This is a genomic window from Collinsella sp. LCP19S3_C9 (assembly GCF_052121575.1).
GTDB lineage: Bacteria > Actinomycetota > Coriobacteriia > Coriobacteriales > Coriobacteriaceae > Collinsella.
In genome coordinates this window covers 57,139-79,196 of record NZ_JBQKDZ010000011.1, presented here as the reverse complement: position 1 = coordinate 79,196, position 22,058 = coordinate 57,139, and the positions used below count along the sequence as shown (strand labels likewise).

General features: G+C 58.8%; 19 protein-coding genes and 4 tRNA genes. 2 read left to right on the top strand and 21 right to left on the bottom strand.

Annotated features, from left to right (window positions below; genetic code table 11):
* Nucleotides 1-106 precede the first annotated feature (106 nt).
* From htpG to pstB, 8 genes are all read right to left on the bottom strand, one after another.
* Nucleotides 107-2,131 (bottom strand): molecular chaperone HtpG, encoded by a 2,025-nt coding sequence (gene htpG, locus ACTQXI_RS06555; protein ID WP_154517684.1) that lies wholly within the window; start codon nt 2,129-2,131, stop codon nt 107-109.
* 202 nt (nt 2,132-2,333) lie between these two features.
* On the bottom strand, nt 2,334-2,834 hold the full coding sequence (locus ACTQXI_RS06550; protein WP_441048974.1) for a GNAT family N-acetyltransferase: 501 nt from the start codon (nt 2,832-2,834) through the stop codon (nt 2,334-2,336).
* Nucleotides 2,835-2,873: 39 nt separating this feature from the next.
* The gene (locus tag ACTQXI_RS06545) at nt 2,874-3,524 is read right to left on the bottom strand and encodes a tyrosine-protein phosphatase (protein WP_441048975.1); all 651 of its coding nucleotides are present in this window, start codon (nt 3,522-3,524) and stop codon (nt 2,874-2,876) included.
* Nucleotides 3,525-3,549: 25 nt separating this feature from the next.
* Nucleotides 3,550-4,305, bottom strand: coding sequence for a CpsD/CapB family tyrosine-protein kinase (locus ACTQXI_RS06540; protein ID WP_441048976.1), 756 nt, complete (start codon nt 4,303-4,305; stop codon nt 3,550-3,552).
* 3 nt (nt 4,306-4,308) lie between these two features.
* Nucleotides 4,309-4,965, bottom strand: coding sequence for a YveK family protein (locus ACTQXI_RS06535; RefSeq protein WP_154517680.1), 657 nt, complete (start codon nt 4,963-4,965; stop codon nt 4,309-4,311).
* 178 nt (nt 4,966-5,143) lie between these two features.
* Nucleotides 5,144-6,568 (bottom strand): sensor histidine kinase, encoded by a 1,425-nt coding sequence (locus tag ACTQXI_RS06530; protein ID WP_441015683.1) that lies wholly within the window; start codon nt 6,566-6,568, stop codon nt 5,144-5,146.
* 3 nt (nt 6,569-6,571) lie between these two features.
* On the bottom strand, nt 6,572-7,300 hold the full coding sequence (locus tag ACTQXI_RS06525; RefSeq protein WP_154517679.1) for a response regulator transcription factor: 729 nt from the start codon (nt 7,298-7,300) through the stop codon (nt 6,572-6,574).
* A gap of 64 nt (nt 7,301-7,364) precedes the next feature.
* The gene (gene pstB / locus ACTQXI_RS06520; RefSeq protein WP_441048977.1) at nt 7,365-8,240 is read right to left on the bottom strand and encodes a phosphate ABC transporter ATP-binding protein PstB; all 876 of its coding nucleotides are present in this window, start codon (nt 8,238-8,240) and stop codon (nt 7,365-7,367) included.
* 251 nt (nt 8,241-8,491) lie between these two features.
* Between pstB and ACTQXI_RS06515 the strand changes: the two genes are divergently transcribed.
* Nucleotides 8,492-9,832, top strand: coding sequence for a D-alanyl-D-alanine carboxypeptidase family protein (locus tag ACTQXI_RS06515; RefSeq protein ID WP_441048978.1), 1,341 nt, complete (start codon nt 8,492-8,494; stop codon nt 9,830-9,832).
* Nucleotides 9,833-9,965: 133 nt separating this feature from the next.
* On the opposite strand, the gene ACTQXI_RS06510 is transcribed toward ACTQXI_RS06515, so the two are convergent.
* From ACTQXI_RS06510 to serS, 6 genes are all read right to left on the bottom strand, one after another.
* Nucleotides 9,966-10,056, bottom strand: a tRNA-Ser gene (locus ACTQXI_RS06510).
* Between the two features lie 96 nt (nt 10,057-10,152).
* Nucleotides 10,153-12,339: a tetratricopeptide repeat protein gene (locus tag ACTQXI_RS06505; RefSeq protein WP_441048979.1), complete on the bottom strand. Its 2,187-nt coding sequence runs from the start codon at nt 12,337-12,339 to the stop codon at nt 10,153-10,155.
* Nucleotides 12,340-12,974: 635 nt separating this feature from the next.
* Nucleotides 12,975-13,051: transfer RNA gene (locus ACTQXI_RS06500), tRNA-Arg, on the bottom strand.
* Nucleotides 13,052-13,404: 353 nt separating this feature from the next.
* Nucleotides 13,405-13,481, bottom strand: a tRNA-Arg gene (locus ACTQXI_RS06495).
* Nucleotides 13,482-13,555: 74 nt separating this feature from the next.
* Nucleotides 13,556-13,933 carry a hypothetical protein gene (locus ACTQXI_RS06490; protein ID WP_154517675.1) on the bottom strand — a complete coding sequence of 126 codons (378 nt, stop codon included), beginning with the start codon at nt 13,931-13,933 and terminating at the stop codon, nt 13,556-13,558.
* Nucleotides 13,934-14,107: 174 nt separating this feature from the next.
* Nucleotides 14,108-15,391, bottom strand: coding sequence for a serine--tRNA ligase (serS, locus tag ACTQXI_RS06485; protein WP_118080822.1), 1,284 nt, complete (start codon nt 15,389-15,391; stop codon nt 14,108-14,110).
* A gap of 111 nt (nt 15,392-15,502) precedes the next feature.
* Between serS and ACTQXI_RS06480 the strand changes: the two genes are divergently transcribed.
* Nucleotides 15,503-15,676 carry a DUF6724 family protein gene (locus ACTQXI_RS06480; RefSeq protein ID WP_195838594.1) on the top strand — a complete coding sequence of 58 codons (174 nt, stop codon included), beginning with the start codon at nt 15,503-15,505 and terminating at the stop codon, nt 15,674-15,676.
* 156 nt (nt 15,677-15,832) lie between these two features.
* Here the strand turns inward: ACTQXI_RS06480 and proC are convergent, their stop codons facing one another.
* The 7 genes from proC to metG form a co-directional block, all read right to left on the bottom strand.
* A complete protein-coding gene (gene proC, locus ACTQXI_RS06475; protein ID WP_427719061.1) occupies nt 15,833-16,603 on the bottom strand; it encodes a pyrroline-5-carboxylate reductase in 771 nt (256 codons plus the stop codon).
* A 73-nt stretch (nt 16,604-16,676) separates the two neighbouring features.
* On the bottom strand, nt 16,677-17,147 hold the full coding sequence (gene rlmH / locus ACTQXI_RS06470; RefSeq protein ID WP_370450649.1) for a 23S rRNA (pseudouridine(1915)-N(3))-methyltransferase RlmH: 471 nt from the start codon (nt 17,145-17,147) through the stop codon (nt 16,677-16,679).
* A gap of 6 nt (nt 17,148-17,153) precedes the next feature.
* Nucleotides 17,154-18,092, bottom strand: a complete 939-nt coding sequence (locus tag ACTQXI_RS06465; protein ID WP_117848150.1) for an SPFH domain-containing protein — start codon at nt 18,090-18,092, stop codon at nt 17,154-17,156.
* A 306-nt stretch (nt 18,093-18,398) separates the two neighbouring features.
* Nucleotides 18,399-18,485: transfer RNA gene (locus ACTQXI_RS06460), tRNA-Leu, on the bottom strand.
* A gap of 43 nt (nt 18,486-18,528) precedes the next feature.
* The gene (locus tag ACTQXI_RS06455; RefSeq protein WP_441048980.1) at nt 18,529-19,446 is read right to left on the bottom strand and encodes a TatD family hydrolase; all 918 of its coding nucleotides are present in this window, start codon (nt 19,444-19,446) and stop codon (nt 18,529-18,531) included.
* On the bottom strand, nt 19,436-20,296 hold the full coding sequence (rsmA, locus tag ACTQXI_RS06450) for a 16S rRNA (adenine(1518)-N(6)/adenine(1519)-N(6))-dimethyltransferase RsmA (RefSeq protein WP_441031685.1): 861 nt from the start codon (nt 20,294-20,296) through the stop codon (nt 19,436-19,438). The genes ACTQXI_RS06455 and rsmA overlap by 11 nt, the downstream gene beginning before the upstream one ends.
* 107 nt (nt 20,297-20,403) lie before the next feature.
* Entirely contained in the window at nt 20,404-22,005 is a 1,602-nt protein-coding gene (gene metG / locus ACTQXI_RS06445; RefSeq protein WP_154517665.1) for a methionine--tRNA ligase, read from the bottom strand.
* Between the last annotated feature and the right edge of the window lie 53 nt (nt 22,006-22,058).

The window sequence follows — 22,058 nt, the reverse complement described above, 5'->3', positions numbered from 1 at the left end:
GGGAAGCGTACTTCGGTACGCGACCGACGATTGAACGTCAGATTGCCGCTTAGGGGCGTTTGCAGCGTCGAGCCGTTACGCGGTTCGTAGAACCGCGTAACTTAAGTTACATAAGCTCGCAGACAGCCGCCGCGAAGGCAACGGGGTCCTCGGGCAAAATACCCTCGACGAGCAGGGCCTGGTCATAGAGCAGGCCGGAGTACTGCTTGATCTTGTCGGCGTCGCCCGCCTTCTGAGCAGCGACGAGCTTGGCAAAGACCGGGTGCTTGGCGTTGAGCTCGAGCACACGCTGGCTCTTGGGCATACCGTCGGGCGCACCCTCGGGACCCTTCTGAAGCACCTTCTCCATCTCGAGCGAAAGCGGACCCTCGGTGGTGATGCACGCGGGAGCATCGGTCAGGCGCGCAGAGACGGCGACCTTCTCGACCTTGTCACCGAGTGCCTCCTTCATGGCGCTAAAGAGGTCCTCGTTCTCCTTAGTGGCGTCCTCGGCCTCCTTCTTCTCGTCCTCGGTCGCCAGGTCAAGATCGCCGGTAGCGACATTCTTGAGCTCCAGGTGACGATCTTCGACCTCGGGCTCGGCACCGTCGGCAACAGCCTTCTCGGCAGCCTCGCGGGCAGCATCGTCCTCGTAGATCTTGGGCATATCAACGGCAACGTACTCACGCATAGCCTGGAACGTGAACTCATCTACATCCTGCGTCAGCAGCAGCACGTCATAGCCTCGGTCGAGCACACCCTTTACCACGGGCATCTTGGCCAAGCGCTCACGCGAGTCGCCGGCGGCGTAGTAGATGGCCTTCTGATCTTCGGGCATGCCCTTGGCATACTCGGCCAGGGTAATCATCTTCTGCTCCTTGGCAGACCAGAACAGCAGCAGGTCGGCGAGCTCATCGGCCTTCATGCCATAGCTCGAATAGATGCCGTACTTAAGGCCACGGCCAAAGTTCTCAAAGAACTTCTCGTAGGCCTCCCGGTCGTTGTCACGCATATCCTCAAGGTCGGCGGTAATCTTCTTTTCCACACGCTTGGCGATGGCCTTGAGCTGACGGTTCTGCTGCAGCGTCTCGCGCGAGATGTTGAGCGACACGTCGGCGGAATCTACGACGCCGCGGACAAAGTTATAGTAGTCGGGAAGCAGGTCGTCGCACTTCTCCATGATCAGGACGTTGGAGCTGTAGAGCGCCAGGCCCTTCTCGTAGTCCTTGCTGTACAAATCGAACGGCGCGCGGCCCGGCACAAACAGCAGGGCGTCGTACTCGAGCGTACCCTCGGCGTGGAAGCTGATGGTGCGCGCAGGATCGTCAAAGTCGTGGAACGTAGACTTGTAGAACTCGTCATAGTCCTTCTGCTCAACATCGGAGCTGCGCTTCTTCCAGATCGGCGTCATGGAGTTAACGGTCTCGAGCTCCTGGTAGTCCTCGTACTCGGGCTTGTAATCCTCCGGCGCGTCCTCGGGCTTGGGTTTCTGGCGGCTCTTGGAGACCATCATTTGGATCGGGTAGCGCACATAGTTGCTGTACTGCTGAATCAGGCTCTTGAGGCCCCACTCGGTCAGGAAGCGATCGTAGGTCTCGGCCTCGCCATCGGCGTCGAGCTTCTCGTTCTCGCGCAGCGTCAGGATGACATCGGTGCCGTGCTCGGCGCGCTCGCCGTCCTCGATGGTATAGCCCTCAAGACCGTCGGATTCCCACACATGGGCAACATCCTCGCCATAAGCGCGGCTGACCACCTTCACGTGGCTGGCGACCATAAAGGCCGAGTAGAAGCCCACGCCAAACTGTCCGATGATGTCGACATCCGAGCCCTGCTGCTCGGCGTTCTCGGTCTTAAACTCCTCGGAGCCGGAATGGGCGATGGTGCCCAGGTTGCGCTCGAGCTCCTCGGCGGTCATGCCAATGCCGTTATCCGAGATGGTAATGGTGCGGGCGTCTTTATCAAAGGAGACGCGAATAGCCAGGTCGCCCTGGTCGAGCTTGACGCTCGGATCCTGCAGGCTCTTAAAGTTGAGCTTGTCGACGGCGTCGCTCGCGTTAGAGATAAGCTCGCGCAGGAAGATTTCCTTGTTGGTGTAGATGGAGTTGATCATGAGGTCGAGCAACTTTTTGCTCTCGGTCTTAAATTGACGCATGTGCAGTCCTTTCGCGCTACCCCCGTCCGCAAAAACAGCCCGGTTGCCCGAGCCGTATCGCAGACCTGCTATGTTCAGACTTAGATTTTATAACCCATTAGCGCGCATATATACATGCGGAATCGAAAAACTGTATGTCCGAGCACTCCGATGCGCCAATTGCCAAGGAGTGTCCCCAACTGCCGACAGGAAAGGAACGTCCCTATCTGCCATCTACGCGCTTGGCCATCCAGGCATGGGGCTGGCCCTCGTCTTCGTAGTCAACCGGGGCAATTTGTGTGTAGCCAGCCTTTTCATAGAGCGGCAACACGTATTCCTGCGCGTGCAGCTTAATAAGTCTAGCTCCGGCATCGCGTGCGCATGTATCGCTGGCCTCGACGATCGCGCTTGCCAACCCGCGACGACGCATAGCCGGCAGCACGGCGACGCGCCCCATAATGTAGGTCTCCCCCGCGGCGACGCCTTCGTCCAAGTCGCACGCCGGTGGCACCGAAGCCTCCGCATCTGCCGCGCGCTCCAACTCCTCGGGAAACACGCGCGAACAGCCGGTGAGTTGGCCATCCACATACAGCGTCACATGGATGCAGCCCGGGTCCTCGTCAATCTGGTCAAACTCGTTTTCATAGCCTTGTTCGTCCATAAAAACGGCGCGGCGCACCAGCGCCGCGTCCTCAAAGCAACCTGTCTTAAGTTGGATATCCAAAGCGGCCCCTTCATTCAGTAAGAACGTTAGGGACAGATTTTAGCGAAAATGAGCCCCGCGCACGCCAAACTTCGCACGCGCTTTTGCCAGGCAATCGTAGTGGCCCACGTTATGGGCGTCACTCGCGATAAAGCTGTACAGATTTTGCTCGAACAGGCGCTGCGCCGGCTTTTTCTCGCGACCAAAGCGCCCACCCGCAATAAAGTCGGCAGAAGCCTGCAGCTTACAGCCCATGTCGACCAGACGCTTAGCAATGCTTACGTCCTTTTGAATGGCACGGTAGCGCTCAGGGTGGGCAATAATCACCTGGTAACCGCGACACTGCAAGTCGTAGATCGTGTTCTCGTATTCCTCAAAGTCATACGAATCAGCACGCGTCGAGAGCTCAAGCAAAAACTCGTTTGAGTCATCGAAATGCAGGCGGTCGGCCCATTCGATGCCCAAATCCATGAGCTTGGCATGATTGACCTCAAAGCCCATCTGCAAATGCATATCGCCTGCATGCGCGCAAAGCAGTCGATAGGCCTCCCACATTTTTTCGAAGTCAAAATACGGGTCCCGGCAGTGTGGTGTACACACCATGTGCGTAACGCCGACGGCGCGGGCCGCCTCGAGCATCGCCAAGCTTTGCTCGAGGTTCGCCGCGCCGTCATCGACTCCGGGCAGGATATGACAATGGATGTCTCGCATATCGCCCTCTTATCTGCGTCGTTGCTCATTTCTTAAAGCGTTGCGCCTTCGCAGGGATGCCCGTTGCAGCCGCGCCGCCAACAGTGGGATCGACCCCCGCCGCAGCGTTGTTCTGCCCCTTATCCCCGCCATAATACGAGTAATAGTAGTCGTGGCTCGAAGTCTCGCAGTAGTTCATGACCGTACCGATCACGTTGACCTCGGCCTTGTTGAGCTGATCGAAAGCAGCGAGAATCTCATTGCGCTTGGCAAAGTCCTGGCGGACGACATAGATGGTGCCGTCGGTGATCGCGGCGACTTCGGCAGCGTCGACAAACGTGCCCACGGGCGGCGTATCAAAGATGACGTACCGGTACTTTTCCTCCAGCGCGGCGACAAGCTTGGCAAAGCGGCGCGAGGCAACGATGTCTGCCGGATTGGGAATGCGCGGCTCGGCGTCGAGGAAAAAGAGGTTGGGCTGACCGGTGTCGACAACGGCCTCATCGATCGACATCTGATCGGAAAGCACGGCGTACAGGCCGCCGGCATGACGGACGCCCAGCATATTGGCAAGTGTGTGGTGGCGCATGTCGCACTCAACGAGGAGAACGCTCTTGCCGCTGGTTGCGATGGCCTTGGCCAGGTTGATCGCGATGGTGGACTTGCCCTCGTTGGGAATGGAGGAGGTCACCGTAATGGACTTGATGGGCGTATCGACACTCGCAAAGCGAATGTTGGCGAGCAGCGTCTTGGCTGCGTTGTTAAAGGCGAGGGTATCGCCGGACTTCTTTTTACGGGCCATGGATTACTTACCGCCCTTCACAACGGGGAAACGGCCGATAACGGGCACTCCAAGCAGCTCGACGGCGTCATCGACAGAACGGACACGCGTGTTGAGCATGTCGAGCAGCACAACAATCGCGACAGCGACAAACAGGCCGGCCAGGGCGGCAACTGCAATGTAGAGCTTGCGGTTGGGGCCGCTGGGCTGGGTGGGGACCTTTGCCTTGTCGATGACGTTGACGGCCTGGGCGGCGTCGACGTCCTGGGCGACGGTGGAAACCGAGTTGGCCATGGCGTTAGCGACAGCGGCAGCGCCATCGGGGCTGGCACCGGTCACAGACAGCGAGATAACGCGGGTCGTGGTCTCGCTCGTAACACTCACCTTATAGTCGGCCAGGCTGGAAAGGCCCAGCTCCTTGGCGGCACCGCTCTTGACGCTGTCGCTATCGAGCAGCGTGGCGATGTCGTTGGAGAGCATCTGGCTTGCAGACAGATCGTTGTAGTAGCTCGTCTGGCCGCCATCGGTCTTGGCGAGAATGTACATGCTCGTCGTGGCGGTGTAGGTGTTGTCCATCATGATGAAGGAGACGACGCCCATGGCGATCGCGCAGACCACCGGAAGGGCAATGACCAGCTTGAGGTGCTTTTTAAGCAGCTGGAACAGTTCAAGAAGGGTCATGCGGTTCGCCTTTCATTTCCCTAGTTCGTATCGACAAAACTGCTCGTATAATATCGCATATTTCTGCCATACCCGAGCTCTATACATAAGATACAGCGTCCGCGTGTAAGTTGCGCAATAATTCACGCGGCAGCGGAGGCGCGGGCGTACCGTCTAATCCTCGGTTTTTGCTATGCCGCTACGCGAACGGTCCCTCTTGTTGCACGGGAAACGTTACCGTAATGGTGGTTCCCACGCCCGGCTCACTCGACAGGTCAATCGCGGCGTGATGGTACAGAGCGGCGTGTTTGACGATCGCCAAACCCAGGCCGGTTCCGCCACGCGCCTTAGAACGACTCTTGTCCACGCGATAAAAACGCTCGAACACTTTACCCTGCTCCTCGGGCGCAATACCGATACCCGTATCGGCAACAGACAGGTACGGATGACCCTCGTCATTGGTCCCGCAGCGCAGCGTGACCGTACCGCCAGGTCGGTTGTATCGAATGGCGTTGCTTGCAAGGTTGTAGATCAGCTCGTCAATCAGGCGCGGCACGCCTTCGATCACCATGGGCTTCGTCTCGTGCCCAATGGTCACATTCGACTGCCGGGCAACTTGCTCAAGACGCTGTTCCACCGTCAACATGGCGCGAGAGAGCTCGATGGGTTCTGTGGACCCAATGGGCACCGCCTCGCCCTCGGATGCTCGCTCCGCCTCGTCCAAGTTGGAAAGCGTAAGAATGTCGTTGACGAGCGCTGCCAGGCGGCCCGCCTCGCGATAGATGCGGCCACCAAAGTTGCGCAAGTCGTCCTCGCCCTCAACCATGCCGTTTGCAATAAGCTCGGCATACCCCGAAATCGCGGTAAGCGGGGTCTTGAGCTCATGGGTGATATTGGCCGTGAACTCACGGCGCATTCGGTCGTTGTCCGCTAGCACCGCCATTTGGCGCTTGAGTTCCTGGCGCTGCGACTCGATACGCTCAAGCATGGGGACCATCTCGGCATAGGCGTGCTCATAGCTACGGCGTGGGTGGTCCAAATCCACCTCTTGCAACGGCGCGATGATTGCACGGGACTCGCGGCGCGCCATAAAAAACGAGAGTACTGCACCCGCTGCTGCGATAAGCAGCATCGGCGCCACCATCGACAGCAAAATCGCCGCAACGCCAGGCTGGGCTTGCGCCAAGCGGACAACCTGGCCGTTATCAAGGGCGACGGCGCGATACAGCATAATCTCGTCGAGCGTAGAGCTTGCGCGCTCCGCGGAACCCAAACCACTCTCAAAGGCCTCGATGACCTCGGGGCGATCGCCATGGTTGGGCAGTGAGGAAGGCGACGCCTCGTTGTCGTAGGCAACCGATCCATCCTTGTTAATCAGCGTAATGCGCAAATCCTCGCGATCGAGGCTACGCAAGAACGGGATGGGCTCCTGCTGTTCGTCGAGGGCGGCAGCAATGAGCTCGGTTTCCTGCGCCAGATTGGCACTCGTGGCATCCGCCAAGGTGTTTTGCACAAAGAACGCACCCAGCACCGTAAACGCCACGATAACCGCCATGGCGCAAACAAAGATCGTCACAAAAACGCGGTGCGACAGCGTATGTTTTCCCTGGGGGGCGAAGACCACGGGCTACTCCTCCGATGCAGTGGCCGCGGTGTCGTCACCTTCGGCACCGTCACCGGCAGAAGGCTCGGCCAAGCGGTAGCCCACGCCGCGCACGGTCTCGATGGCACTGGCATGCTCGCCCAGTTTTTGGCGAAGCGTCTGCACGTGCACGTCAACGGTGCGCGAACCGCCGTCGAAATCCCAACCCCACACGCTCTGCAGCAACGACTCGCGGGTAAAGACCACGCCGGGCTTGCGCATGAGGTACTCGAGCAGGTCGAACTCGCGCAGGGTGAGCTTAAGCGGCTCGCCGGCAACGGTCACCTCGCGATGGCTGGGCGAAAGCACGATATCGCCCACGCTGAGCACATCGCTCGCCTGCTTGACCATGCCGCCGCGACGCAGCAGTGCGCGGCAGCGGCTCGCAAGCTCCATGAGCGAAAACGGCTTAGTCAGGTAATCGTCGGCACCGCCATCGAGCGCCATCACCTTGTCGAGCTCGGTGTCCTTGGCGGTAAGCATCATGATGGGCACCGTCTCCGTCAGGCGATCGGCACGCAGGCGACGCATAATCGCCAAGCCATCGGTATCGGGCAGCATGATATCGAGCAGCACGGCATCGGGCACCCGTCGCGCCACGGCAGCCTTAAACTCACCGTCGCACGAAAAGCCTTCGGCCTCGATCCCCTGCTTGCGCAGCGCATAGACCGTCAGATCCCTGATGTTGTCATCGTCCTCGACGTAATAGATCATGTTGAACCCCTTTGCGGCCGGCATGACCGCATCTTAATCCTAAAGGTACCTTTACTAGATGGTATCAGCCAAAACGTCCCGTCAAATAATCCGCCGTACGCGGGTCGGTAGGATTTTTGAAAAGCTGAGCGGTGGGCGCGTGCTCCACCAACTCACCTAGCAAGAAAAACGCGACGGAATCGGATATGCGCGCCGCCTGCTGCATATTGTGTGTAACGACCACGAGCGTGCAGGTCTCTTTGAGCTCGCAGGCCAGCTGCTCCACCACGAGCGTCGACACGGGGTCGAGCGCCGAGGTCGGCTCGTCCATCAGCAGAACATCGGGCCGCACGGCAAGCGCACGGGCGATGCACAAACGTTGCTGCTGTCCGCCCGAAAGCCCCAGACCAGACTCCTTGAGTTTGTCCTTGACTTCGTCCCACAGGGCAGCGCGGCGCAGGGAGTCCTCGACCAGCTCATCCAGCACAGCGCGATCGCGCACACCCATACCGCGGGGGCCATAGGCGACGTTGTCGTAGATGCTCATGGGAAACGGGTTGGGGCGCTGGAACACCATGCCCACGCGCTGGCGAAGGCGGCAGATGTCGTAATCGCCCAGGATATCTTGACCATCGAGCGCAATCTTGCCCTCGATGCGGCAGTCCTTGATGCCGTCGTTCATGCGGTTAAAGCAACGCAGTAACGTCGACTTGCCGCAGCCCGAAGGACCGATAAACGAGGTAATCTGCTTGTCGCGGATCTTGATGGACACATCCTTAAGCGCGTGGTGATCGCCATAGAACAGGTCGAGGCCCTCGACATCAATGCGCGTCGGCGAGGCGGCAAGGTCCTCTGCCGTGGGGCGAGTCGCATCCCCAACTTCGCGCTCATGCGCGGCCTCGGCCTGCGCTTCCATTAGCTCCTCGAGCTCCGTGGGCCCCACAGCCGCAGCAGCCGTCATACCGCATACCTCCACATCGATATCAAATCAGCAGTATCGATAGTAAAAATCGCAGCTCATATATGCGTGAGGGTATTGTCAAGTATTTGTAAGGACCTCCTCGATACGCGACGGGCAATCATATCGACCGTGCACACCCAAGCGTCCGCCCAGACACGAAGATAAACCGCACGCGCCAAACCCCAAGCGACACAGCCGGTAAACGATATACTCTAGAGCCAAAGGAGACCATCCCGTCGAAAGCGAAATCAGTGAAGCATCTCACCCCTCTTGTAAAGCGTTCCGCGCAGCTGACCGTTGGCCTTGCCTGCGCCGTCGCCCTTGTCGCCGGCATTCCGTCCGTCGCCGGTGCCCAAGTGCTCACGACCGATAACATCTGCGGCAAAGCCGCCGATGCACGCGGCATTGCAGCCGAAGACCTGCCCGATATCGATGCCTCCAATGCGTTTGTCATGGGTAAAAACGGCACCGTCTACTATGCCCGTAGCGCCGACGAGCAAGTCAAAATCGCCTCTATCACCAAGGTCATGACTGCAATCCTCGCGGTCGAGAACTGCAAAATGGACGAGAAAATCACCGTGAGCAACGCGGCGGCAACCGTAGGCAACTCGACCGCGGGACTCCTCGAAGGCGACGAGCTCACCGTCGAGCAAGCGCTGCGCGGCCTGATGATCCCCTCGGGCAACGACGCCGCCATCGCGCTTGCCGAACACGTGGGCAAAAAACTTGACCCCAAGACCAAAGATGCCGTCGCTACGTTTGTAAAAGCCATGAACGAGCAGGCCAAGAAGCTCGGCTGCACGGGAACGCTCTTCGAGAACCCGCACGGGCTGGATTTTGACGAATGGGCCGGCGATATGCATTCAACCGCACACGATGTGGCATTGATGATGCAAGAGGCCATGAAGGACGACACGATTCGCGAAGTCATGGCGAGCAAAGATCCCTGGATCGAAGTGACGGGCGCCGACGGCTCCGATCATTCGCATTCCATGGATACGCACAATGTTTTATTGGACCAAGACGGCAATATCGGCGGTAAGACCGGCACCACCGACGATGCCGGATACTGCTTTGCAAGCGCCTACAATCGCGATGGCGACGAGATCTATACCGTTGTCTTGAACTCCAGCACCACCGACCAGCGTTTTGCCGATACGGCCACACTTGCTAGTTGGTATTACGACCACAAGGTAACGGTCGAAATCGCCAATACGCAAAAGAAGACCGCCAACGGAAATCCGCTGATGGCACGTGTCAGTCAAACCGACTGGACAGACAAAACGATCGACGCCACGCTTGCCGACCCCACCGCGCAGGCAACGGTGTTCTCACTCGCCGGCGAAGTGACCGAAAAGGTTAGCTACGATGACCTTTCGGGCACGGTGCATGTTGGCGATAAGGTGGGCAGCGTTACGCTTAAGCAGGACGGCACCAAGATTGCCGTCATGGACCTGGTTGCCGACGAGGAAGGAACGGGGCCCAATCCCATCGAGTGGCTGCTCGTGAAGCTCGACCGCCTGGGCCGCCGCATCGACAACCGCCCGCTCACAGCCGAGAGCGAGACCGTAGCCAAGGCTCCTGAGGTGTAGGGCCAAAGCGATATCACATCGAACCAAATGAGGCGTCCAACGGGGCGCCTCATTTTTTGAGGGTTCGAATCCCCAGTTAACATTCTTCTAATCAAAAAAGGGCCCCAAATGGGACCCTTCTTTCAAGTCATACTGGCGGAGAGCTGGGGATTCGAACCCCAGATGCCCTTTTGGGGCATACTCGCTTAGCAGGCGAGCACCTTCGGCCTCTCGGTCAGCTCTCCGTAACAGCCGTTCCATAGTAACCAAACACTCGAATCCGGGCAAGGGGAAATTTTGATAATTGGCCGGCCGGCTTTCCTCCCCCATAAATCAAACCCCTATCCCAACGACCGGCTGAGGGATCCGAGCTCATCGTTTCCCATCGTGCGCCACATTTGGAAGATGCAGACGCGTGCCAGGAAAAAGAAACCGTTATCGACCAGCTGCACAGCCGCGTCTGCCAGCTGGTTGGACACGGCGGGCACCGGCGGCAGTTCGAGCCCGGCCTTACTGATGGTCTCAACCGCTTCCTCGAACGTCGGTGGCTCATTGACACCCATCTCGTTCATAAGGCCCTGCATTTCCTCCAGTGCGTTGCTACCCGACTCCTCACCGCGCGGTACCAAGCGGTAGCACGCCAACGCCAGCTCGAGCTGATCGCAGTTCCAGTAGGCAAACGCTAGGCGATAGAACAGGTAGCCGATTGAGGAACGGTCACTGGCAATGCGCAGGCCGTGGCGCGCCACCTCAATGACCTCGTCATAGCGCTCCAGACGCGCCAGCACGTTGATGAGTGCAAAGTGTGATTGCATGGATGAGCGCGCCAGATCGTAAAGATGACGCACCTCGGGCAATGCCCGCTCAAAATCCTCCTGATCGGCGTAAAAGCTGCAAATCTCATGCTGGGTAAAGTACAGCGCATCGGGAGCGCGCAAAATACGAACGGAGCGGTCTTCCTCCATTACCGGCAGCACCATACGCACCAGTTGGTTGTCGCAAAACTGCGTCTGGACCGGTCCTGTCGCCAAAAGCTCGGCAACGGCGCACTTGGCCTCCAGCTCCTCAACAAGACGGGAAAAGCCCTCAAACGCACCCGCGCGGTCGACTTTTGCCCGCTCGCGCAACTCAGCGACGCGCGCCACATACGGGTCATCGCCCTCCTCCATAACCTCAAGCTCATCAGCCGTATCGGCAAGCAGCAGGTCGCGCAACGCCGGCGGCAGCGAACGGTGGTCGTCACGCGGGCGAGCATGAACCTCAGCGGGCTCAATCGCATCCGGCGCGTCCGACTCATATGCCTCAAGCATGCGCTTGCACGGCATATCATCCATATCCATACTTTCAAAATACTTAGCGGCGGGAACGCAATTGGCCAGATAAGCCGCACGCCCAAAGGAATATGTTGCAATGATGCGCTCGCCCCGCTCGCCATCGGGAGCCGCAATCTGAACGTAGCAGCGCGTAATGCTGGCACCGGCAGCAAAACAAGCCGCTGCCAGCGTGAGCGCCACGCGCGCGTCGTGCTCCGCGGCCCATGCTGCGCGCTTAGGCTCATCCACCTCGCGCCAGGCATCATCTTGGGCGTCGTATTCACGTTGAGGCATGGCATCCACGACCGAGCGCCCAAATCGAACCAGCATGATGCCCTCGGCGACGTTCGCTCGATAGGTGTAGTCGAGCCGCGTGACCACGTTGAGTGCTTCTACGATACGTGCAAAGCGGGTGCGAACGTCCCACTCGCCACCCGGCTGGCACGCAACCGTCCCCGGTTTGGCCCACGGGTTGTCATTCGGCAACGTTTCGAGCAGGCGAGGAACGTCGTTTGTCGTCTTGCTGATATGCCATAGGTCAAAGAGCGAGCAGCCCTCAAAGCTTGGCGACGAGGCAACGGGGCCCAACCCTGCCCCAATACGCTCAAGGATGCCGGAGAGGCGGTTAAGACGACACTCGATAGCAAGCAGCATGTCAATCTCGTCTTGGTCCAGCAGGCTACGATCAAAATTGAGATAGAACAGCTTTGAGCGGTCGATACGCGCTAGGCCCATCTCGGACTTGGCAGCGATGGTGCGCAGTCGGGGCAAATCGACCTCGCTCATAAGGGCGGCGGCATAACGCTCGATACCGCTCGGATTATCGGCATGGTCAACGCGGTAGAGCAGCGTCTCGATAGCATCGGGGAGCGGTGCCGTGTTAAAGCCCAAAAACACCTCGACCGGCTCGGGCAACTTTACGAGTTTGATCTTGTTGGCGGTGTTTTTTATACCCTCATCGAGCTCGTCGGCAGGTACCGTGTTCGCAAGAGTGTTGTTGGGGTCGGCAAATATCACGTAGCGCAAGAACATCGAGGCCATAAACTCGCCATAAGGGAGAGCACGGCTCGAATTCCATGTCTCGTGGTCAGACTGCTCACGCATGGGCCCTTCGGGAGAGCCGACCGTTCGCGCGCAAGCGCGCATTGCACCGTTGGCTCCCCGCACCAAAATCTCGCCAACACTGGAATCGGACTCGTCAAGGACCAATTTCATTTCGGGGCTCTTGGGCAATGGCACTTTCTGAACAGGGCCGTCAACCTTATAGACCTCACCTGACACGCTCACGTAGCCCAAAAGCGATATGTGGCTTTTGCCTACGAATTCGACGACGTAGCAAGACTCTTTAGGATCCTCGCCAAAAACTTTCCAGACAACACCATACGAGCGCCCCGCGGGTTGCTCTGGCATCGATGGAAAACGCTTTTTGGGGTCGAGAAACCTGAGCTTGTATGTCGGACGCTCTGCCACGAAATATCACCCTGATCGGTCGTCTAGCGAAGGAGTGGTCGCGGATGGACCGCGACATCTACTCGGAATCTTACACGAGTCGATAAGAAATAGTCTCCCGCGGGCGGAGGCGCACGATTCCAGTCGAGTCTCTGGGGTCGAATGGCGGCGTAAAAGAAAAGCCCCCGTTGCCGGGAGCTTTAAAGTCAATTGGTGCGGCGTATAGGATTCCGCGCATCCGCTTCGCGGATCCGCACCGGCTTCGCCCGCCTGCCGGCGCGCTCGCCCGCTCGCTAAAAACGCTCCGCGTTTTCTTTACGCTCGCGCCTCGACCGAGGTTCGAATCCATGCATGGCTTCCAAAAAAGAAAAGCCCCCGTTGCCGGGAGCTTTAAAGTCAATTGGTGCGGCGTATAGGATTCGAACCTATGACGTTCTGATTCGTAGTCAGACCCTCTATCCAGCTGAGGTAACGCCGCAACGCACGGATTATTATGCACGCGAGGCCCCGACGGGTCAAGCGACAATTTGAAAAATTTTTACGATGTGGTGATTATGCTGCTCGCGCCTCGACCGAGGTTCGAATCCATGCATGGCTTCCAAAAAAGAAAAGCCCCCGTTGCCGGAGGCTTCAAGTTCGATTGGTGCGGCGTATAGGATTCCGCGCATCCGCTTCGCGGATCCGCACCGGCTTCGCCCGCCTGCCGGCGCGCTCGCCCGCTCGCTAAAAACGCTCCGCGTTTTCTTTACGCTCGCGCCTCGACCGAGGTTCGGATCCGTGCATGGCTTCCAAAAAAGAAAAGCCCCCGTTGCCGGAGGCTTCAAGTTCGATTGGTGCGGCGTATAGGATTCGAACCTATGACGTTCTGATTCGTAGTCAGACCCTCTATCCAGCTGAGGTAACGCCGCAGCGCAAGACATATGAAACCATTTTAGTTAATTGGAGTCAAGCAAAATCTTGATTTTTTTCTAGACCATTTTCCTCATGCAGCTCCGCATGTATCACCGTTTCCCATACGATCGATCGGCTTTTCAACCACATCGAACCCAACACCGAGATCCCTCAATAGCGAGCGCACCCGCTGGGCGCAATCATACTCGGCAAACGAGATACTCAGCATGCGTGCCACCTGGTTAGAAGTCCCGACTCCATAGAACCGTTCGAGTGTTGCAAGCCCTTCGTGCGTCACAAAGGTCTCAACTACATGTGGCGACTCCTCAAAGCACCATTGGGTCAACGGACCCTCGCTCGTTTGCCTCACCACCAAGCCACCCATACCCGATGGCTCACACGTAACTAGCAGGTGCTCCCCACCTTCATCGCTCTCAAACAAAACTACCCGCTCATCAAACAGGTCCATCACATCCCCCTTCTCTCGCTCGTATCTAGTAAAAGCATAGCAGGTAGACGACCGTATACAGAACACTTGTTCGTGTGTTTTCTATTGAGCTGTCCGCGCGACATGGTAAGGCTCCGCGCACAAAAAAAGGCGCCCCGGATAGGGGCGCCCCCGCAAATCGCTTATGCAGCAAACCTACGCGACCGGCTCGATCTTCTCGAGGCCGCCCATGTAAGGACGCAGAACCTCGGGGATCGTAATGGTGCCGTCGGCGTTCTGGTAGTTCTCCAGAATGGCGGCCATGGTGCGGCCAGCCGGCAGACCGGAACCGTTAAGGGTGTGCAGGTAGCGCGAGCCCTTGAAGTTCTCGGGATCGCGATACTTGATGTTGGCGCGGCGAGCCTGGAAGTCGCCGCAGTTGGAGCAGGAGCTAATCTCCTTGTAGGCGTTGTAGCTCGGCAGCCAGACCTCGATGTCGTAGGTCTGACGGGCAGAGAAGCCCAGGTCGCCGGTGCACAGGCTAATCACGCGATACGGAAGACCCAGCTGCTGAAGCAGGAACTCGGCCTCGGCGGTCATGCTCTCGAGCTCCTCGTCGGACTCCTCCGGCTTGGCAAACTTGACCATCTCGACCTTGTCGAACTCGTGCTGGCGGATGATGCCGCGGGTGTCGCGACCAGCGGAGCCGGCCTCCTCGCGGAAGCAGGGGGTGAAGGCGGTGTAGCGGCGCGGCAGGGTGTCGGCATCGAGAACCTCGCCGGCGTGCAGGTTGGTAAGCACGACCTCGGCGGTGGGGATCAGGAAGTTATCGCCCGAGACATGATAGGCGTCGTCCTCGAACTTGGGCAGCTGGCCCGTGCCAAACATGGTCTGACGCTTGACGACGATGGGCGGCCACCACTCCTTAAAACCACGGCTGGTGTGCGTATCGAGGAAGAAGTTGATGAGGGCGCGCTCCAGACGGGCGCCGGCGCCACCGAGAACGGTGAAGCGGCTACCGGAGAGCTTGTTGCCGCGCTCGAAGTCGAGGATGTCGAGGTCGGTGCCCAAATCCCAGTGCGGTTTAAAGTCGAAGTCGAACTCACGCGGGGTGCCCCAACGACGGCGCTCGATGTTCTCGTCCTCGTCCTTGCCGTACGGGGTGGCCTCGCAAGGAATGTTGGGCAGGTGAGCCATAAAGTCGTACTGCTCCTGCTCGAGAGCGGTGCGGCGCTCGGCCAGACCGTCGATCTTCTCGTTGACGGCGCGCACGGCCTCCTTGGCGGCCTCGGCCTCGTCCTTCTTGCCCTCCTTCATTAGGGCGCCGATCTTCTTGGACTCGGCATTACGCGTGGCCTGGAGCTCCTCGACCTCGGTGATGACGGCACGACGCTCATCGTCGAGCTCAAAGAACTTCTCGCGATCCCAAGACGTCTGGCGGTTAGCCATGGCGGTATCGATGGCATCGGGGTTCTCGCGAACAAACTTGATATCAAGCATTAGATCCTCCGGCGATATACATTCCATTTAGGTTGCAACCTTGTACATGTATGGGCAAGTATATACTTATGAGCGTTTACGACCCAACTCAACTACGCAAGAAGGCACCCAATGGACGCAGTTTTTTCCTTTTTGTTTGGCACCCGCACCGGTTTTGCCATCCTTTTCGCCGGCGGCATCCTGCTGTTTGCGATTCTTGCCTTTGTAATGGAGAAGCGCACCCATAAGCTCTACGTCGACCGCGGGCCCAAATCCGAAGAAGATCAAGACAGCTTCTGGGACTAACCTGCCATTTAGGGACAGGTTTATTTTGGTCGGTTTTATCTGGGCAAACGCAAGCGCCCCGCAACCGGTATCAACCCGGTTGCGGGGCGCTTTTCGCTATAGAGATAAAACCGCAGGAAAAACCTGCCAAAATAAACCTGTCCCTAAATGGCAGGTTTACTGAAGGGTGGCGTCGATGGCCTTGACCAGGGCGCTGCGCATGCCGGCGTCCTCGAGCGCGACGACGCCCTTGATGGTTGCGCCGCCGGGCGAGCACACGGCATCCTTCATCGCCGCAGGATGCTGCCCAGTTGCAAGCTGCAGTTTCGCCGTACCCAGAACCATCTGGCTCACAATGCGATAGGCGTCGGCGCGCGGAATGCCGTGCTTGACGGCCGCGTCGCCCAGGGCCTCAATCGCCATGGCAACAAATGCCGGGGCGCAACCGCCCACGGTACCGCCCACAAACAGCAAGCTCGTATCGAGCTCAACGACAGTGCCAAGCTTTCCGAGCAGGTCGAGCACCACGGCACGCTGCTCGCCGTTGAGCGTAGAGGACTTCTCGCAGGCGATGACGCCCTCGCCCACCGAAACCGGTGTATTGGGGACCGTCGAGATGTGCGCGACACCCGGCAGGACCTGCTCCCACTTGGCACTGTCCCAAGTCCAGGCGACCGAAAGGACGACCTTATCGGCAAGAGTATCCTTGAGCGGAGCGAAGACCTTCTCGATCATGTACGGCTTGACCGCAGCAACCACGATATCGGATACAGCGACAACCTCCGCCGCATCACGACAGGCAAGTATCCCACGCGCCTCACAGCGCTCAACCAGGGCATCGTAGCGGCCCGCGCAGGCACACATGTCGCTCGCAGCCACACCGGCGGCAATCCAGCCATCGGCCATAGCGCTCGCCATATTGCCAAAACCGACAAATCCAATCTTCATATCTCATAGTCCTCTCAGACAGGTTCTTCAAATCGAGAGCTATTGTCCCACGGCATTGTTTCGTGTTGCCGACCTATTTGTGATACGGCTCACCACGGCTAATCTTGCAGGCGCGGTAGACCTGCTCCAGCAGCACCACGCGCGCCAAGTTATGCGGCAAGGTAATGCGTCCAAAGCTGAGCATTTCGTCAGCTCGTGAGCGAACATCGTCGCTCACGCCGTCCGATCCGCCAATCACAAAGGCGATGTCGCTGTTGCCTCGCAACATAAGATCATCGAGCCGCGCCGAGAGTTCCTCACTCGAGCGCTCTTTGCCCTCAATGGCCAGCAGAATCACATGCGCTCGGGGCGGCAGGGCTGCAAGAATCGCCGCTCCCTCCTTGTCGCGCGCGGCATCCACGCCGCCCGCCTTGGCCGGGTCGATATCGGCCACCTCGCGCATATCCACCTTGGCATAGGCGCCCAGGCGCTTGGTGTACTCGGCGCAGGCATCCTTCCAAAAACGCTCTTTGAGCTTACCGACGCATACAACGGTGCACTTCACGCGCGCCTACTCCTTCGAATCGTTTTGAACTTTGCCGGCGGTCAGCATCTGCTCGAACATAGAGGCCGACTGCGAAAAGTCGCTCGGCAGCACGACCGTCGATGTTTTACCCGTGCGAGCGAACTCCGTCATCATCTCGGACCATTGCGTAAACATGAACAGCTGGTTGGCCTCATCGTTGCCGACGCCCGTCTCCTGGATAATCTCGAGCGAATCCTTGATACCCAGCGCGATGGCCTTGCGCTGGTTGGCGATGCCTTCGCCCGCCTTTTCCATTGCCTCGGCCTCGGCGGTCGCCTCGGTAACGCGCTTGATGCGGTCGGCCTCAGCGAGCTCCTGCGCAGCAGCGCGCTTACGCTGGGCGGCGTTGATGTCATTCATAGAGTTCTCGACCTCGGTCGGCAGCGCGATCTTGGTGATGAGCGTCGACACGAGGGTAAAGCCGTAGGCGGCCATCTGCTCGGATACGGTGGCGTTGACGTCCTTGGCAATGTCATCCTTCTTGGCAAAGACCTCATCAAGGGTATAGACAGGGATGGAAGAGCGCAGGGCATCGGTAATGAAGTCGCGCATCTGGTCGACGGGCTCCTGCAGCATGTAGTAGCTCTTGTAGATGCCCGAATCTGCCGGGCCGGCTCCCATGTCATAGCTCACGTGGTACTGAGCAGAGACCTCAAGGCCGATAGTCACGTTGTCCTGGGTCTTAACGTCGATCCCAAAACCGTTTTTCATGGTGCGCAGACTCACCGTGGCGGCCTTGCGGTCGATCACGGGCACCTTCATGTGGAAACCCGCGTTGACGATGCGGTTAAACTTGCCCAGGCGCTCGATGATCACAGCATGCTGCTGTTCAACGACATAGCAGGCGTTGGGAAGCAGTAGCAACAAAATGATGATGGGAAGCAGAAGGCTCGTAAGGGCAGCGATAATACCGGATAACAGCATGGTCTCTCCTCCGATGGGCACACGTTGGCACTAGGATACCCGCACAAAGCAGCCATGTGACACCATCAGGAGGCCCATAACAAAAAAGCTCCCATTGCTGGGAGCTCTTTCAATCAATGGTGCGGGCGAAAGGACGTCCGCGTATCCGCTGCGCGGATCCGCACCGGCTTCGCCCGCCTGCCGGCGGACTCGCCAGCTCGCTAAAAACGCTCCGCGTTTTCTTGACGCTCGCTCCTTCGCAGGTTCAAGTCCCTGCGATGGGCCCATAACAAAAAAGCTCCCATTGCTGGGAGCTCTTTCAATCAATGGTGCGGGCGAAAGGACTTGAACCTTCATGGGGTTGCCCCCATACGGACCTGAACCGTACGCGTCTGCCAATTCCGCCACGCCCGCGTGCAGGAATTAGAATAACGGAGCGCCACCGTGAACGCAAGAACTATTTTTGAAAAAGTTTGCAGGCATTGTCCCACGCAGCTTGCGCAATTGCCTCTGCTTTCTCTCCAGTACGATCGACACGGTCGTTGACCAGCGCGTTTGCTGTGATGGAAATCATTGCCGGCTCACACTCAAGACCGCGAATGGGCTCCGGAGCCATATAGGGACAATCCGTCTCGAACAAAATACGGTCGAGCGGGGTCGCCGCGAATGCCTCGCGCACATCATTGTTGCGCTTAAAGGTGGCCGCGCCGCCATAGGCGATGTAACAACCCAAATCCACAAAGCGCTCCATCGTGGCGCGATCCTCGCCAAAGCAGTGCAGCACGCAACCGGCCTGAGGCACGCCGACCTCGCGCAGCACGTTGTACGCATCCACATGCGAGGAGCGCTCCCCATCCGCATCCTCGTGGCGCAGATGCAACTCCACCGGTACGTTACGACGCACAGCAACTTCGAGCTGACGTGCCATGCAATCAATCTGCACGCTGTGGGGCGCCGGCGCGATGTCGTCGTCGTAATCCATGTGGTAGTCCAGACCGATCTCGCCGATACCGACGCATAAGGGATCATCAAGCGCAGCAACGACCTGTGCATGAATGTCATCGGTATAGTCCGGCGCGCCATAGGGGTGCACACCGGCGAGATACTTTATCTGCGGAATCTCGCGCATCGGCAAAATCTCGCGCACCAGCCAGTCGCTATAGTCCGTCACGCTGCGTTTGTCGGCAATGGGATCAAAAATCGTCACCAACAGGTCGACGCCTGCAGCCTTGGCGCGCACAAGCGTCTCGGGTACTTCCTTGCCCCAAAACGAGAGCAGGTGCGCGTGCGTATCGGCAAGCGGCGCCAAGGGCACGGGGCAAGCAACCGTTTTCTTTTTCTTGGTAAACGTCACGCGCTCGTCATTAGGCATCATGGATTAGCTCCTGAGCTAGACGGACGAAATCGGCAACGCCAAGCGTCTCGGCGCGTGTGGTGGGCGCGATGCCGCAAGCCTCAAAGGCGGCATCGAGCACGTCCTTGGCAAAGCCGTTGGCGCTCATGGAATTGCGGATGGTCTTGCGACGCTGAGCAAACGCAGCGTCAATCACGCGAGCCACAAACTCGCGATCAAGCCCCTCGGGCGCTACACCGTCAACACGGTCGATGCGCACGACGGCCGAATCCACATGCGGCGCCGGCATAAAGCAGCGCGGCGGCACCTCAAAGCGACCCGTCACCTGCGCATACAGGCCGAGCTTTGCCGTATAGCCGCCGTAGGTCTTGTTGCCCGGCGTTGCGGCAATGCGATCGGCAACCTCCTTTTGAACCATGACGACGGCGCGCTTAAGGGCGGGCATCGTCTGGAAGAACTGCAGAATGATCGTCGCTGCCACGTTATAGGGCAAGTTCGCGACAAATACCGTCGGCTCACCGCCCGCGGCCTGCTCAATCTGCTCCGGGCACACCTTGAGCGCGTCGCCCATGATAAAGCGGAAGTTGGCATAGTCGGCGGCATGGGCATCGAGCACCGGCTCGAGCTCGGGATCGGCCTCAATCGACGTGACGCACGCCGCCTCCTGAAGCAGCGCAAGCGTGAGCGTTCCAACGCCCGGACCAACCTCGAGCACGCGCTCATCGCCCGCAAGTTCGGAAAGCTCGCAAATACGCTCGATCACATGGTTGTCGATCAGGAAGTTCTGGCCCAGGCGATGCTTGGTCGCAAGGCCAAACTCCTCCAGCAGCTCCCTTGTTGCCGTGGGGTTTGCCAAAGGCGAAGTTGTCATAGTTGCCTCCTTAACATGGTGGCGGCGTCTTGAAACAAAAGGGCATGGACCGTTGCGGCCATGCCCTTACACCTAAACAGCAGATTGCCGATATGGCGCGCGGCGTCTTAACCCAGACGCGGGAACAGCGGCTCACCCTTCTCGACGGGCTGACCACCGGCAAGCAGACCCCAAGCGCAAATGCCCTTGAGGTCGTCGCTCGCGGCCTCGTCCTCGCACGACAGGCGGCGCAGGGCCTCGGTAGAAGTCTGGGGCATGAGCGGCATCAGCAGGTGAGCAGCAATGCGGATGGCCTCGAGGAGGTTGTAGATCACAAACGCCAGCTCGTCGGCCTTGGCCTCGTCCTTGGCAAGTGCCCAGGGCTCGGAGTCCTCGATGTAGTGGTTGGCGGCGTGGATGAGCTCCATAACCTCGTCTTTGGCTCCACCGTAATCGAGCACGTCCATCTTGGCCATGTAGCGCTCGGCCAGGCCATCGGCGATCTTTGCCAGCGGGTTATCGAACGCATCGAACGATGCGGGCTTGGCGGGCGCGCAACCGTCAAAGTACTTGCCGCTCATGTTGAGTGAACGCGAGATGAGGTTGCCCCAGCTGTTAGCGAGATCGGCGTTGTAGACCTGCTCCATGCGATCGAAGCTGATAGCTCCGTCGGTGCCGGGGACCACGTCGGTCATAAAGTAGTAGCGATAGCCCTCGACGCCCAGCATGTCGATAACATCCTGCGGGGCAATGGCGTTGCCACGGCTCTTGGACATCTTCTCGGCCTTGCCAGTCTCGGCATTGCGCACGGTCAGGAAGCCGTGGGCAAAGACGTGCTCGGGCAGAGCCTCGCCAATGGCCATGAGCATAGCGGGCCAAATGACGCAGTGGAAGCGAATGATGTCCTTGCCCACAATGTGGAACTGCGCAGGCCAGCGATAGGCCAGCTCGGCACGGGCCTCGTCGGTGTCGACACCGTAGCCGACAGCCGTCATGTAGTTGAGCAGCGCGTCGAACCACACATAGGTCACATGGCCCTCATCGAACGGAACCTGGATGCCCCAGTCAAAGCTCGTACGGCTCACGGAAAGGTCGTTGAGGCCACCCTCGACAAAGCTACGCACCTCGTTCATGCGGAATGCAGGCTCGACGAAATCGGGATGCTCGTCATAGAGCTTGAGCAGCTTGTCCTGGAAAGCGGAAAGCTTGAAGAAGTAGGACTCCTCCTGCACGCGCTCGAGCGGACGATGACAGTCGGGACACAGGTGCTGGCCGACGCTGCCGTATTCCTCGTCACCCTTCTGGACCTGCGTGTCGGTAAAGTAAGTCTCGTCGGGCACACAGTACCAACCGTCGTAGCTGCCCTTATACAGGTAGCCAGACTCCTTCATGCGCTCCCACAGATACTGCACCGCATGATGCTGGCGCGGCTCGGTGGTGCGGATGAAGTCGTCGTTGGAGATCTCGAGTTTGCTCCAAAGCTCCTTGAAGTGCGGAGCCTGGCTGTCGGTCCACTCCTGCGGCGTCATGCCATGCTTGGCTGCGGCCTCGGCGACCTTCTCGCCGTGCTCGTCCATGCCGGTCAGGAACTTGACGTTATAGCCGGCGGAGCGGCGATAGCGAGCCTGGACGTCGGCGATGATAGTGGAATAAGCCGTGCCCAGATGCGGATCGGCATTGACGTAGTAGATGGGCGTCGTGATAAAGAACGAAGGCTTGCTTTGATCCATGGGGTTTGTCCTCCAGAAAAACGTTGCATACAGGGGATGATTCTAACGCAAGG

Coding starts and splice junctions, on each gene's coding strand:
- htpG (WP_154517684.1), bottom strand. CDS start 2,131: ATGCGTCAATTTAAGACCGAGAGCAAAAAGTTGCTCGACCTCATGATC.
- ACTQXI_RS06545 (WP_441048975.1), bottom strand. CDS start 3,524: ATGCGAGACATCCATTGTCATATCCTGCCCGGAGTCGATGACGGCGCG.
- ACTQXI_RS06540 (WP_441048976.1), bottom strand. CDS start 4,305: ATGGCCCGTAAAAAGAAGTCCGGCGATACCCTCGCCTTTAACAACGCA.
- ACTQXI_RS06535 (WP_154517680.1), bottom strand. CDS start 4,965: ATGACCCTTCTTGAACTGTTCCAGCTGCTTAAAAAGCACCTCAAGCTG.
- ACTQXI_RS06525 (WP_154517679.1), bottom strand. CDS start 7,300: ATGATCTATTACGTCGAGGACGATGACAACATCAGGGATCTGACGGTC.
- pstB (WP_441048977.1), bottom strand. CDS start 8,240: ATGACGGCTGCTGCGGCTGTGGGGCCCACGGAGCTCGAGGAGCTAATG.
- ACTQXI_RS06505 (WP_441048979.1), bottom strand. CDS start 12,339: ATGAAATTGGTCCTTGACGAGTCCGATTCCAGTGTTGGCGAGATTTTG.
- ACTQXI_RS06490 (WP_154517675.1), bottom strand. CDS start 13,933: ATGGACCTGTTTGATGAGCGGGTAGTTTTGTTTGAGAGCGATGAAGGT.
- serS (WP_118080822.1), bottom strand. CDS start 15,391: ATGCTTGATATCAAGTTTGTTCGCGAGAACCCCGATGCCATCGATACC.
- ACTQXI_RS06480 (WP_195838594.1), top strand. CDS start 15,503: ATGGACGCAGTTTTTTCCTTTTTGTTTGGCACCCGCACCGGTTTTGCC.
- proC (WP_427719061.1), bottom strand. CDS start 16,603: ATGAAGATTGGATTTGTCGGTTTTGGCAATATGGCGAGCGCTATGGCC.
- ACTQXI_RS06465 (WP_117848150.1), bottom strand. CDS start 18,092: ATGCTGTTATCCGGTATTATCGCTGCCCTTACGAGCCTTCTGCTTCCC.
- ACTQXI_RS06455 (WP_441048980.1), bottom strand. CDS start 19,446: ATGATGCCTAATGACGAGCGCGTGACGTTTACCAAGAAAAAGAAAACG.
- rsmA (WP_441031685.1), bottom strand. CDS start 20,296: ATGACAACTTCGCCTTTGGCAAACCCCACGGCAACAAGGGAGCTGCTG.
- metG (WP_154517665.1), bottom strand. CDS start 22,005: ATGGATCAAAGCAAGCCTTCGTTCTTTATCACGACGCCCATCTACTAC.